This is a genomic window from Rhizobium sp. P1_B8 (genome assembly GCF_056406515.1).
On record NZ_JBFTZZ010000031.1, the window covers coordinates 67,968 to 80,730 of the forward strand.

The following is a 12,763-nucleotide window of genomic DNA, read 5'->3' on the forward strand; positions in this document are numbered from 1 at the left end:
TAACCTTAAACGTTTTGTTTCTTTACTCGGATGACGAAAACAATTCTCCTTGAAGTGTAGAGAAATATTAGTCCTGTCGGTGTGAAAACTTGGGCGCAACCAAGCGATTGTTTGTTTCAACCGAAAGTCTGGGCTTGTTCAGGAGTAGGGGTTTTGCAGGGATGATTGCATCAAACGTTAAGCTGGATGACGGCTGCGTCATCCATCATCGAGATCTTGTGAATCTATACGGCTGCACGATCGGCGCGGGAACGCGCATCGGCACCTTCGTCGAGATTCAGAAGAACGTCATCGTCGGAAAAGACTGCAAGATCTCCAGCCATTCCTTCCTCTGTGAGGGCGTGACGCTGGAAGACGGCGTGTTCATAGGCCACGGGGTCATGTTTACGAACGACACATACCCGCGCGCCGTCAATCTCGATGGCAGCCTGCAGACCGAAGCCGACTGGGCCGTCATCCCTATTCTAGTCAAGCGCCACGCGTCGATTGGCAGCAACGCCACCATTCTGCCTGGTGTCATCATCGGAGAAGCCGCACAGGTCGGCGCCGGCGCTGTTGTAACCAAGGATGTGCCCGACGGCGCCATTGTTGTCGGCGTTCCGGCCAGGATCATCGGTCGCGTTCATGACCGATCAGTCAACATGCAAGCGCTGGGAGAAGTGCAATGATTGGTATCGCCGTTGTTGGATATGGGTACTGGGGTCCGAATCTGGTTCGTAACATCTCGGAAGCGGCCGGCGCGCAGCTCATTTCAGTCTGTGATCTCAATGTCGAACGGTTGGCGGCTGTCAAAAGCCGCTACCCCGCAGTGACGATCACCGATGATTTCGAGGAAGTCCTGCGCGATCCGAGAGTGGATGCCATCGCTATCGCGACGCCGGTCTTCACTCATTTCAAACTCGCGATGCAGGCTATGATGGCCGGAAAGCATGTCTTCGTCGAAAAACCGATGGCTTCGACGACGGACGAAGCCTCGCGGATGGTCGAGGAGGCCGCGCGTAGACGCCTCGTGCTAGCCGTGGATCATACTTTCGTGCATACCGGCGCCGTCCGCAAGATGCGCGAACTAGTCGAAAGCGGCCTCGGCGACATGTATTACTACGACTCGGTTCGGGTCAATCTGGGGCTCTTCCAGCACGATGTCAGCGTCATCTGGGACCTCGCGGTGCATGATCTCTCCATCCTCGACCATGTTGTGCAGGAAAGGCCGGTAGCCGTTTCCGCGACGGGCATGAGTCATGTGCTCGGCGAGCCGGAGAACATCGCCTATCTGACGCTTTTCTTCGAGAGCAAGCTCATCGCACATATCCACGTCAATTGGCTGGCCCCGGTCAAGGTCCGCCGCACGCTGATCGGCGGCAGCAGCAAGATGATCGTCTATGACGATCTGGAGCCCAGCGAAAAGATCAAGGTCTATGACAAGGGCATCACCATGTGCCCCAATTCCGATGCATATGGCGAGAAGGTGCATCAGATGATGGTCGGCTACCGCAGCGGCGACATGTGGGCGCCCAAGCTCGATATGACCGAGGCGTTGAAACGCGAACTGGATCAGTTCGTCGATTGCATCGAGCAAAATTCGCGGCCCATCACGGATGGCCAGGCCGGACTGCGGGTCGTTCGCATCCTTGAAGCCGCAAGCCGGTCGCTCGCCCAGCGCGGCCGTATCATCGAGCTTGAAGAGGCGAGGCTCATCGCATGATCCCGTTCCTGGACCTCAAGGCACAATATCAGTCCATCAAGAGCGAAATCGACGCCGCCGTGCTCGGTGTCCTGGCCTCGGGGCAATACATACTGGGCGAGGAGGTCGCTCGCCTCGAGCAGGAATTCGCGGACTATTGCGACGTCAAACATGCGATAGCCGTGAACACCGGCACGAGTGCCCTGCATCTGTCGCTTCTCGCGGCAGGCGTCGGCCCCGGCGATGAAGTCATCACCGTGCCATTTACCTTCGTCGCGACCGTATCGGCGATCTGCTACGCAGGTGCACGACCGGTATTCGTCGATGTCGAACCCGTGACGCTGACAATGGATCCGGCTCAACTCGAGGCTAAGATTACAGCCCGAACTAAGGCCATTATTCCCGTCCATCTCTACGGTCAGATGGCCGATATGGACGCGATCAAAGCGATTGCCGACCACTACCGGATCCCGGTCATCGAGGACGCCTGCCAGGCGCACGGAGCGCAATACAAAGGCGCGCGCGCCGGCAGTATCGGCACATCCGGCTGCTTCAGCTTCTATCCCGGCAAAAATCTCGGCGCCTGCGGCGAGGGGGGTATCGTCGTCACGAACAGCGACGATCAGGCCAAGACCATGCGCATGCTGCGCGACTGGGGTCAGGAACAGCGCTATCACCATCTGCTGAAGGGCTTCAACTACCGCATGGATGCTATTCAAGGTGCGATCCTGCGCATCAAGCTCCGGCATCTCGAAGCCTGGACCGAAGCGCGGCGCGCCCATGGACGCCGCTACTCGTTGCTGCTTGGCGGTTCGGCGAATTTCAGGACGCCTGTCGAAATCACCGACCGGCGCCACGTCTATCACGTCTATGCCATCAGAAGCCGCGATCGCGACCAGCTTCAGCGCGTACTGAGCGAGGAGGGCATTCAGTCGGGGCTGCACTATCCGATCCCAGTTCATCTGCAGAAGGCCCATGCCGACCTTGGTTACAAGGCCGGCGATTTCCCAATCTCGGAAGCCGCGGCACGGGAGGTTCTCTCGCTGCCGATCTATCCCGAGATGCCGGCGTGGCACGTCGACGAGGTGGCTGTCGCGCTGGAGAACGCCTATGTCAGCTAATCGTGCGGGCGAGGCGCGGATCGTGCAGGCGGTCCATGGTCGTCATGAAAGACCGGCGGACCCCGCCTATCAGGCGGGGCTGGCCGAAGAACTCAAGCAGGCATACGGCCGAGCTGGCCTGATTGAGCTCTACAGTCGTTTCGCGACCGGTGACGGCGTCATCGATACTCTGATGCGAAAAGCCATCTGGCAAGCCATCGCGCGGAGCTGTGGCACCGGATTGCAGGTTGCAGGCGGTGCCGGTTTCAAACATCCTGAGACATTCGACATCGGCAATGGGGTGTTCATAGGCGCCCAGGCCTATATCCAGGGTCGCTTCGACGGCCGATGCAAGATCGGCGATAATGTCTGGATCGGGCCGATGGCCTATTTCGACGCTCGCGATCTCGTGATCGAGGATTCTGTTGGGTGGGGACCTGGCGCCAAGGTGCTTGGCTCGACCCACACGGCACTGCCCTTGGATGTGCCGATCATTCGCACGGATCTTGAAATAAAGCCGGTACGTATCTGCGCGGAGGCCGATATCGGAACGAACGCGACCATTCTTCCCGGCGTGACCATCGGGAAAGGGGCGATCGTTGGAGCGGGGGCAGTTGTCGTTTCCGACGTCGAGCCGTTCGCAGTCGCCGCAGGTGTACCTGCGAAATTCATACGTTGGCGTTCGGATAATGATCCGATGACGAACATGTCGCGTGAGGGAAGATCATGAGAGACAAACGGGTGCTCATTACCGGCGGTGCCGGTCTGATCGGCTCGCATATTGCCGATCTTGTCGCTTTGGAAAAACCTCGCGAGATCATCGTCCTCGACAATTTCGTGCGCGGGCGCCGGGACAATCTCAGCTCGGCCATTGCAAGCGCGCCTGTCAAGATCGTCGACGGAGATATCCGCGATAGAGCGCTTCTGGCAAAACTCTTCGAAGGCGTCGACATCGTCTTTCATCAGGCCGCCATCCGCATCACGCAATGCGCGGAAGAGCCACGACTGGCTTTCGATGTCCTGGCGGAGGGCACGTTCAACGTTCTCGAATCTGCCGTCAAGGCAGGTGTCTCGAAGGTCGTCGCTGCTTCCTCGGCCTCCGTTCTGGGGCTGGCCGAGAGCTTTCCAACGACAGAAGAGCATCATCCCTACAATAACCGGACGATCTACGGCGCGGCGAAAACATTCAACGAGGGGCTGATGCGCAGCTTTGCGGAGATGTACGGTCTGCGCTATGTCGCGCTCCGTTATTTCAACGTCTACGGGCCGCGCATGGACGTTTACGGCGCCTATACGGAAGTTCTGATCCGTTGGATGGAACGCCTGGTGGCCGGAATGCCGCCCCTCATCTATGGGGATGGTAGCCAGACGATGGACTTCGTCGATGCACGCGACATCGCCCGCGCAAACATTCTCGCCGCCAAAAGCGATGTCACGGACGAAGTGTTCAACGTCGCGAGCGGCGAGGAAATAAGCCTGCTGGAACTCGCGAAGATGCTGAGCGACATTATGGGTTCCTCTCTCGAACCGCAGCACAAAGAGGCCCGCACGGTCAACGGCGTGACCCGTCGTCTTGCCGATATCAGCAAGGCCGAACGGCTCCTCGGCTTCAAGGCGGAGATCTCTATGGAGCAAGGGCTTCGTGATCTCGTTGCCTGGTGGCAAAAGCAGACCGACGCAGGGGGGCAGGCAGCATGAGCTCATCTCAATCCACAATTCCGGTCGCCAAACCGGTCCTCGGGGAGGAAGAGGCTGAGGCTGCGCGCCGCGTTATTCTGTCGGGATGGGTGACGCAGGGCCCGGAGGTCGCGGCTTTCGAGCGCGAATTCGCTGCCTTTGTGGGCGCCGCGCACGCTTGCGCCATGTCCAATTGCACGACCGCGTTGCATCTGGCCCTGAAGGCTGTCGGTGTATCCGCCGGTGATGAAGTCGTCACGGTCAGCCATTCTTTCATCGCGACCGCAAACGCGGTTCGGTACTGCGATGCGATGCCTGTTTTCGTCGATATCGAAGAAGATGGCTACAACATCGAAGCCGGTCTGATCGAACGGGCAATCACGCCTCGGACCAGGGCAATTCTCTGCGTGCATCAACTCGGCATGCCTTGCGATCTCCGCGCCATCGTGGAGATCGGCAAGCGCCACCAGATACCGGTCATCGAGGATGCAGCCTGTGCGACGGGAAGCGAAATCCTGTGGGACGGCCGTTGGGAAAAGATCGGCAAAGCGCATGGCGACATTGCCTGCTTCTCCTTCCACCCCAGGAAGGTCGTCACGACAGGCGATGGCGGCATGTTGACGACTGCCAATCCCGAATATGACCGGAAGTTCCGGCTCTGGCGCCAGCATGGCATGAGCGTCACCGATGCCGTTCGTCATGGCTCGAAACAGGTCATCTTCGAAGACTATGACGAGTTGGGTTACAATTACCGAATGACTGATCTTCAGGCGGCCGTCGGACGCGAGCAGTTGCGGCGGCTGCCGGAGTTGGTTGCCCAGCGCAGACGTCTTGCCGAACAATATTGCGAACGTCTGTCGACGATTGCCGGACTTTCTCTGCCGGCCGAGCCGCGCTGGGCTCGCAGCAACTGGCAAAGTTTCTGCGTGAGATTGTCTGATGACATCGACCAGCGAGCAGTCATGCAAGCGCTGCTCGATCAAGGTATATCGACCCGCCGCGGTGTGATGAACATTCATCTGGAGGGAGCCTATTCCGGCCAGAGCTCTCATCGCGCCGCCACCAGCCTGACACGAAGCGTGTCGGCCCAGCAGCAAACCGTCATCCTGCCGCTTTATGCTCAGATGACGGAGCAGGATATCGTCAGAGTCGTCGAGACATTGCGCCAAGCACTTGCTGAGACCCGCACCCGCGGCGGCGTCCGTCAGACCGAGCAGGACGTCATTCCTGCCTGAAGCGATACCTGATCGCTGTGGCATGATACAACAGCAGGAAAGCGCGCATCATCCGACGCGCGCTTTTCTTATGCGGATTTCGTGATCCATCCTCTGACGCTTGCTGGCACCGACTCCGGCGGAAGCAGTTTGACCAACATGCACAGCGAGTAAAGCCCGGTCACGACCACGGCGACGCAGCCAATCACCATCGCCAACCATGGCGGCAAGAGCAAAAAGGCCGAGACGACCAAACCCGATGCAGGCAGGAACAGAAGCGCGTGTCTGCGATTGGCGGCGGACCAGCGAAAACCGGTCAGCCGACGCACGATCACGTAGATCAGAATGCTATGCCAGACGTAGAGGCCGAAAAACGCCATGCCGGCCCCTGGCGTGCCGAGCTTCGATACGAAGAGCCACGCCAGCCCCACATGCACCAGCGTTGCAGCGACCTCCGTCCAGAAGAAGATCGTCTGAGCACCCTTCGCCAGGACGATGAAACCCATCGGCCAGGCGACAATCCTGAGCATCATCCCAAGACAGATCCAGCGCAAAAGATCCACAGCCCCATGAAACTCCGCGGAATAGAACAAACTCATCACGAGCGGCGCCAGGGTCAACGTGGCGATCAGACCGGGGCCGGCCAGCAATATGCTAATTTCCGCCTGCTCATTGACCAGCCGGTTGCACTCGGCATGGTTGTCTGCGATTGCGGTCAAGCGCGGATAGAAATCCGTTCCCATCGCCTGCAGGATGAACCCGGCATACAGCCCTCCAAGCGCCCAGGCTGCCTGATACAATCCCGCCGCTATGACGCCCCCTTCATTCAGCACGATAATACGGATGGCATAGGCTGCGCCGAAGGTCAGAAGCCCGCTTGCCATGAAAGCGACGCCGAGCCTGAACAGAGCTGTCGCTTCCTGGCCGAACTGGCGCGCCGACATTGTCGATGGGTGCGTGGATATTCGCTTGCTGTACCACCAGGTGGGAAGGACTGAGACAGCCGCGATCGCCACGAGAGACGGTGCGATCGCCCGCTCGCCGAACAGATAGATGAGCGGGATGCTGACTAGCGTGCCGAAGAGCCCTGAAAGCACGTTGATGCGGGCAAGATTTGCAATGCCCCGCAAGCCCTGGATCAACGCGGCCTGCCCGGCAGCCATGAGCCGAAAGAATACGGCCAGGGAGAGCAGCACAATGCCGCTGACGTGCTGGTAGTCGCCGAAGGTGAATTTCGAGACCGGAAACGCCAGCGCCGCAAGCAAAAGCCCGCCAAGCAACCCGAGCACCACCGAGATGCGTCTGAGCGCTGTCGCCGACCGCGCGATCCTCTTTTCGTCGCCGGCGCCCGCCGCCTCGGCGACCCGGCGCACACCGCTGCTGCTGACGCCCAGGCCAGCTATCGCTTGCGCGATATCGAGGATTGCCCCGTAAAGGCCGAGAAGCCCCACGCCTTCAGGACCGAGCAGAACGGCGAGCGCCTTGTTGCGAATGATGCTAAGGGCGACATTGACCAGCGAGGAACCGCCCATCAGCATCGTCGACTTGAGGATTTGGGTATAAGTCTGACCGCTGGGTGGGATCATGCGCAAAGTCATCACTCAACCCTAGCCGTCAGGTTGGGTTCAGCCGCCTGCGCGCCTTGATGGCGCTTAAACGTCCGCTTCAAGTGTGTTGAGAATACGTGCACGTCGCGGGTCACTGGCCGGCTCGATCGGCGAGCGTTTGGGTCTCGAAAGATGGGCTTGTGTCGGCCTGAGGCGAATTGTCCAAGTTGTGCGGCTGAACGACTCTCACCACATCGCCCGGTGCCAGCGCCGTCGTTTCCGAGGCTTGGAACTGATTGATCTGTCCTGCGTTCCGACGGGTCACGCTAAAGGTAAGCGGGAGGTCGTCGGTAAGGCTCTTGACGCTGTCATAGCTCCCAAGGTCCGCGATGAGCAGCTTTTGTAGTGTTTCGCGCTTCAGCTTGAATTGATCGAGACTTGCCCGTTCGGATTGTGCTTCGGTCGCCACTTCGCTCCGGCGTGCGTCGTAAAGTCCCTCGAGGTTCCGCGTCGTCTCGCTGATCGCCTGGCGGCCCCGCATGACGGCGGTGACAAGGTCGAGCTTGTCGGAACGATAAGTCGTCAGCAACCGTTCCAGATCCATCTGCCTTGACGAGATCGTCAGGCCTTTCTGGACCAGGGACTTAACGCTGACCAACTGGTCCTCGACTGATTTGATATTGTCGTCTGCGCCCGCCAGTTTCTCTTCCAACGTCGATATTTCCGTGGTCAGAAGATCGCGTAATTCGGTGAATGCCCTTGACTGCCTCTCCAGCGCATTGGCGCGAGCCCGAAAGATAATCCTTTCCTCGTTGTATATCCCGGCAGCAAATTGCTGATCGACGTCGGTCGTCTGATCGAAGGTAATCTCGTTGGCTCCATCCATCTCCGCCTGGAGCCGCGCCAGCCTCGCGGTGCTGCGCAGGATCGAGTGATCGATTTCGCGCAACTCCCCTACGATCTGGATCGAATGCGTTTGCTGCTCCTCTTTAGCGCGACGCGGCCCGCCACTCATTGCCAGGGATTGCAGGACGGTAAGTCCGGGGCGGAAACTGTACTGCCCAGGCGTGGTTACGTCTCCCACGACGTAGATTGGTGGATAGTCGAGAACGTCGATGGTCACCGCAGGTGTCTGGGCCAAACCCATCTTTGCCTGAAGGCGCTTGGCGATCTCGTTGGTGAGGCTCGCATTGTCCAGATTTCCAACCGACTGCGACCCCAGAAAGGGCAGGGAGACTTCACCTGCATCCGAAACCGTATATTCGCCGCCAATCGCATCCCATCGCTCAAACTGGCCCTTGGACGGCATCCATTGGACGACCGTCAGGCGGATTTTCGTTTGTGGAGCCAAAGGGGCGCTATCGGCGAGAGCCGGCGACACGGCTCCGGCAAGAAGGGCGAGCGCACTGATGACAAACGTGGCGCGAAAGAACGGGTGAGGGGCACGGTGCGATAGATTCATTACATGTCTCGCCTTCAAAACATCCTTCAACGGACGCTGGTCCAATGCCTTAAGCGCTGTTCGAACGCCGGACGCCAAGCCCGAAACCAGATCGCTAGTGTGCAGTCTGGCGAAGCCTTGAGGAAGGTGGAGGTCGTTTACTTTGCCTAATCACAATTGATGAGGTGGGGAGGATGCTTAAGCCTAAATCGAGCAGAAACACATATCTTCGGCGCGACTCAGTGGCATCGCCTCGGGCGCGCTAGCCTTGAAGAACCGCAATCCCTCGCGGCAGAGCCTTTATGCTCGCATCGCCAATTTTGCCGAACGACGATATTGACCGGCGTCGCCGCCTTTTGTTCGACAACCCGAAGCAGCGCCAGCGGTGCGGCACAAGGCCGTTCTCGTGCCAGATCTTGACGACCGAAGACGCCGCCATCTCAATGGCCTATGCGGCTTCAAGCCTTGCACAGCAAGTGGCGAATCTTCGCGCGTCTCATCGATCACGTGGGCGAGCAACATGGCCGGTTGCCCAAAGGATGCCGCCTGTAGAGCGAAAGGCGTAGCATATACTCGCTCATTTTTCGACTACAATTCAGGGCCGCGTATCGAGCGGTCCTCATAGATTCGATCCTGATAATCTCGCGGGAGGTGCCTGCCATGTATCGCAACGCTCGTCGGTGGACCTCGCGCTCACTCCTGGTGGATTCGTTGATTCCCGCATGGCTGACCGTCGGCGGCAAGGGAAGGCCGCGCAAGCCTGCCGAAAGGCACGAGGACAGTGCTCAACTTGCGGCATCCGTGCAGACCGCGGATGGTATCAAATACGGTACCCTTGTCGACAATCCCCCCAACAACGCGGCGCTCAACGAACATGACGCTGAACATAGAGTGGGCGTGATCGACGATCCGGACCCTCGGGCCAATATCACCCGCGCACCGCCGCCCTTGCCCGACGCTTTCGCAACAAATCGCGAGACGTGGGGAAGCGGTGAGACTGCAGCGTCTGTGTTGCCCGCCCACACGCCTGGTTTTGCAGGTTTCGAGCGGAACGCGAACGGAGTTGCATTTGGGGCTCAATCGTCCCTTTATCGCACCTACGCTGGAATGAGCCTCCTCGATGATCCACTCGCTGCATATCTCCCGCAAGGCCCTGCGCCGACAGTTTCGGGGCAAGGTTCTGCTGCGGTGACGGGCGAGCGTGCTCACTCGGGCAAAGTCGTCATTCTCGAATCGAGCCTGTCGGCGCAGGCGACTGCGCACCAGGCTGGCGCTAATTCATTGGCATTTGGCATGCCCTTTGGTGTGTGCGGGTGCGGCTACTATACCTCCCCCACGCGGATTCTCGATTGGGCCCATGGTAGCGGCCTGCTCCAACAGGACGGTCAGTTGCCGGGAACCAGGCTGACCGAGGGGCCGGACTATGTGGCGACGATCAAGAAGGCCATCGGCGCCTCGGTCAGCGATCCGCTTCTCGATCGGGACCTGTCCCCTCTCTCGGGCTGGCGCGGAACCGCTGAGTGGACGAACTCGGCGATCTCATTGCCCGGCGGCGGAGAGCTGGGAACGGGAACCGGCACCAAGGGTATCGCTGTCCTTTCCGGCTCGGTGAAGACGCCCCCTCAACCTTCTGCGCAGCGGTCGTTGGCAACGCAAGATCTGGCGGCCGCCGCGGCGGTGGCGAGCAACGCGATCGTGCTGGAAAACCAGAAGCAGGGCAATCCGGAGAGCGAGTGGGGCCTCAGCGGTTCCGGCAGCACCAACATCGAGGGGTTTGCGACCGACATCAGCGTCGACAACGGCAAGACGATCAGCTTCAAGATCAACACCAATTCCACCAACTACCGGGTCGATATCTATCGGCTCGGCTATTATGGCGGCATGGGCGCCCGCAAGGTCACGACGTTGCAGCATACCGGATTGCAGACGCAGCCCAATCCGCTGCGCAATGCCACGACCGGCACCGTGGACGCCGGCAACTGGGCCGTCTCGGCGTCCTGGGCCGTACCGGATGATGCCGTCTCAGGCGTCTACATCGCCAAGCTCGTGCGTCAGGACGGCACCTTCGGCGAAAATCAAATCCCGTTCATCGTGCGCGACGACGCCAGCCACAGCGACATCGTCTTCCAGACCGCAGACGAGACCTGGCAAGCTTACAACGGTTGGGGTGGCGCAAACTTCTATGGCGGCAACGGCCCGGCGACGGGGCAGGGGGCAGGCCGCGCCTATGCGCTCAGCTACAACAGGCCGATTTCGACCCGCGACGGGGTCGGCACGTATGCCGGCCCGCAGGACTATCTGTTCGGCGCCGAATATGCAGGCATCTACTGGCTGGAACAGAACGGTTATGACGTCTCCTATCTGTCGGGCGTCGATGTCGACCGCTATGGCAGTCTGTTGCTCAATCACAAGACCTATGTCGATGCCGGGCACGACGAATACTGGTCGGGACAGCAGAGGACCAATGTCGAAGCCGCACGCGATGCGGGCGTCAATCTGATGTTCTGGAGCGGTAACGAGGTCTATTGGCGTACCCGTTGGGGCAATGCCTACAGCGCCGACGGAACACCTTATCGCACCCTGATCTCCTACAAGGAGACATGGGGCCCCCCGGGTACCAGCCTCGATCCTACCAACGAATGGACGGGCACCTTCCGCGATCCGCGCCTCAGCCCACCTGCTATCGGCGGCGGCAATCCCGAGAACTCGCTGACCGGCCAATTGTTCAAGGTCGACGACGTCGGCGGCAATCTTGCCTCGATCAAGGTTGCCTATGATGATGCCAACCTGCGCTTCTGGCGCAATACGAGCGTCGCAAACCTTCAGCCCGGCCAAACGGCAACACTCACCAAGAATTATCTTGGTTACGAGTGGGATGAAGCGCCCGACAATGGCTTCGATCCGGCCGGACTCGTAAAGCTGTCGTCGACGACGCTGCCCGTCAGCACCTACTTGCTCGACTACGGAAACACGACCGGCAATGCGACCGCGACCCACAATCTAACCCTTTATCGCGCCCCCAGCGGTGCGCTGGTGTTCGGCGCCGGTACGGTCTATTGGACATGGGGCCTGAGCGACAATCACGATAACGAAGCGACCCCCACCGATCCTCGCGTGCAGCAGGCAATGGTCAATCTGCTTGCCGATATGGGCATTCAGCCGGGGACGCTGCAATCCGGGCTTGCCGCCTCGACTGCTTCGTCGGACAATGTTGCGCCGACCTCCGTTATCACCGTACCCGCCACGGTGGCCGCTGGATCCACCGTGACGATTTCGGGCACTGCTGCCGATACGGGCGGTGGGGTCATCGCCAGCGTCGAGGTTTCGACCGACAATGGTGCGAGCTGGCATCCGGCGACGGGCGACGAGAACTGGACCTACACATGGCAGCCGGCGATTGTAGGGACCTATACGATCCGGTCGCGGGCGGTGGACGATAGCATCAATCTCGAGACACCCTCGGCGGGGCGCACTGTCACCGTCACCGGGCCGACTTATACATCTCTCTTCGGTGCCGCGACGCCGGCTGTCGTCAACACCAACGATACTGCGGCAGTCGAGCTAGGGGTCAAATTCCAGTCCTCCGTGGCGGGCACGGTCAGCGGTATCCGGTTTTACAAGAGCAGCCTGGATACGGGCACACATACCGGGTCGCTCTGGTCAAGCACGGGTACGCGGCTTGCGACCCTCACCTTCACCAACGAGACTGCCAGCGGCTGGCAGACCGCAACTTTCACGAGCCCGGTGACTTTGACAGCCGGACAGACCTATACCGCATCTTACCATACGAATGTCGGCAACTATTCGACGACCGCCAACTACTTCCTGTCCAATGTGACGAGTGGTCCGCTGACGGCGCCGGCAAGCGGCAACGGCGTCTACCGCTATGGCAATAGCGCGTTCCCGACGAGCAGCTTCGACCAGACGAACTATTGGGTCGATGTGATGTTCAATCCCTCGAATGCGAACAACACGACGCCGACGGCGGTCGCCGATGCGGGGGACGCGACGGAGAAGGGCGGTGTCGCCAATGGTTCGGGCGGCGTGGTTGCGAGCGGCAATGTGCTGACCAACGACACCGATCCGGATGCTGGCGACACCAA

At 59.9% G+C, this 12,763-nt stretch carries 9 protein-coding genes; 7 read left to right on the top strand and 2 right to left on the bottom strand.

Annotated elements, in window-relative coordinates:
- Window positions 1-161: 161 nt before the first annotated feature.
- The 6 genes from AC1D2N_RS28985 to AC1D2N_RS29010 are packed head-to-tail and all read left to right on the top strand — an operon-like array spanning window position 162 to window position 5,693.
- A complete protein-coding gene (locus tag AC1D2N_RS28985; protein WP_018247110.1) occupies window positions 162-668 on the top strand; it encodes an acyltransferase in 507 nt (168 codons plus the stop codon).
- Window positions 665-1,702 (top strand): Gfo/Idh/MocA family protein, encoded by a 1,038-nt coding sequence (locus tag AC1D2N_RS28990; RefSeq protein ID WP_018247111.1) that lies wholly within the window; start codon window positions 665-667, stop codon window positions 1,700-1,702. Before AC1D2N_RS28985 ends, AC1D2N_RS28990 begins: the two co-directional genes overlap by 4 nt.
- Window positions 1,699-2,802, top strand: a complete 1,104-nt coding sequence (locus tag AC1D2N_RS28995; protein WP_047622235.1) for a DegT/DnrJ/EryC1/StrS family aminotransferase — start codon at window positions 1,699-1,701, stop codon at window positions 2,800-2,802. Before AC1D2N_RS28990 ends, AC1D2N_RS28995 begins: the two co-directional genes overlap by 4 nt.
- Entirely contained in the window at window positions 2,792-3,511 is a 720-nt protein-coding gene (locus AC1D2N_RS29000; protein ID WP_047622236.1) for an acyltransferase, read from the top strand. Before AC1D2N_RS28995 ends, AC1D2N_RS29000 begins: the two co-directional genes overlap by 11 nt.
- Window positions 3,508-4,479 (top strand): NAD-dependent epimerase/dehydratase family protein, encoded by a 972-nt coding sequence (locus AC1D2N_RS29005; protein WP_477982480.1) that lies wholly within the window; start codon window positions 3,508-3,510, stop codon window positions 4,477-4,479. The genes AC1D2N_RS29000 and AC1D2N_RS29005 overlap by 4 nt, the downstream gene beginning before the upstream one ends.
- Complete coding sequence (locus AC1D2N_RS29010; RefSeq protein WP_047622238.1) at window positions 4,476-5,693, top strand: DegT/DnrJ/EryC1/StrS family aminotransferase; 1,218 nt, start codon at window positions 4,476-4,478, stop codon at window positions 5,691-5,693. The genes AC1D2N_RS29005 and AC1D2N_RS29010 overlap by 4 nt, the downstream gene beginning before the upstream one ends.
- Before the next feature lie 68 nt (window positions 5,694-5,761).
- Here AC1D2N_RS29010 and AC1D2N_RS29015 read toward each other — a convergent pair whose 3' ends face one another.
- Both AC1D2N_RS29015 and AC1D2N_RS29020 read right to left on the bottom strand, forming a co-directional pair.
- Complete coding sequence (locus AC1D2N_RS29015; RefSeq protein WP_130654092.1) at window positions 5,762-7,270, bottom strand: O-antigen translocase; 1,509 nt, start codon at window positions 7,268-7,270, stop codon at window positions 5,762-5,764.
- Between the two features lie 100 nt (window positions 7,271-7,370).
- The gene (locus tag AC1D2N_RS29020) at window positions 7,371-8,681 is read right to left on the bottom strand and encodes a polysaccharide biosynthesis/export family protein (protein WP_130654091.1); all 1,311 of its coding nucleotides are present in this window, start codon (window positions 8,679-8,681) and stop codon (window positions 7,371-7,373) included.
- A 639-nt stretch (window positions 8,682-9,320) separates the two neighbouring features.
- Between AC1D2N_RS29020 and AC1D2N_RS29025 the strand changes: the two genes are divergently transcribed.
- The coding region (locus AC1D2N_RS29025; protein WP_477982483.1) for a N,N-dimethylformamidase beta subunit family domain-containing protein at window positions 9,321-12,763 on the top strand (3,443 nt) is incomplete at its 3' end.

Coding starts and splice junctions, on each gene's coding strand:
- AC1D2N_RS29005 (WP_477982480.1), top strand. CDS start 3,508: ATGAGAGACAAACGGGTGCTCATTACCGGCGGTGCCGGTCTGATCGGC.
- AC1D2N_RS28990 (WP_018247111.1), top strand. CDS start 665: ATGATTGGTATCGCCGTTGTTGGATATGGGTACTGGGGTCCGAATCTG.
- AC1D2N_RS29010 (WP_047622238.1), top strand. CDS start 4,476: ATGAGCTCATCTCAATCCACAATTCCGGTCGCCAAACCGGTCCTCGGG.
- AC1D2N_RS29020 (WP_130654091.1), bottom strand. CDS start 8,681: ATGAATCTATCGCACCGTGCCCCTCACCCGTTCTTTCGCGCCACGTTT.
- AC1D2N_RS29015 (WP_130654092.1), bottom strand. CDS start 7,270: ATGACTTTGCGCATGATCCCACCCAGCGGTCAGACTTATACCCAAATC.
- AC1D2N_RS28995 (WP_047622235.1), top strand. CDS start 1,699: ATGATCCCGTTCCTGGACCTCAAGGCACAATATCAGTCCATCAAGAGC.
- AC1D2N_RS28985 (WP_018247110.1), top strand. CDS start 162: ATGATTGCATCAAACGTTAAGCTGGATGACGGCTGCGTCATCCATCAT.
- AC1D2N_RS29000 (WP_047622236.1), top strand. CDS start 2,792: ATGTCAGCTAATCGTGCGGGCGAGGCGCGGATCGTGCAGGCGGTCCAT.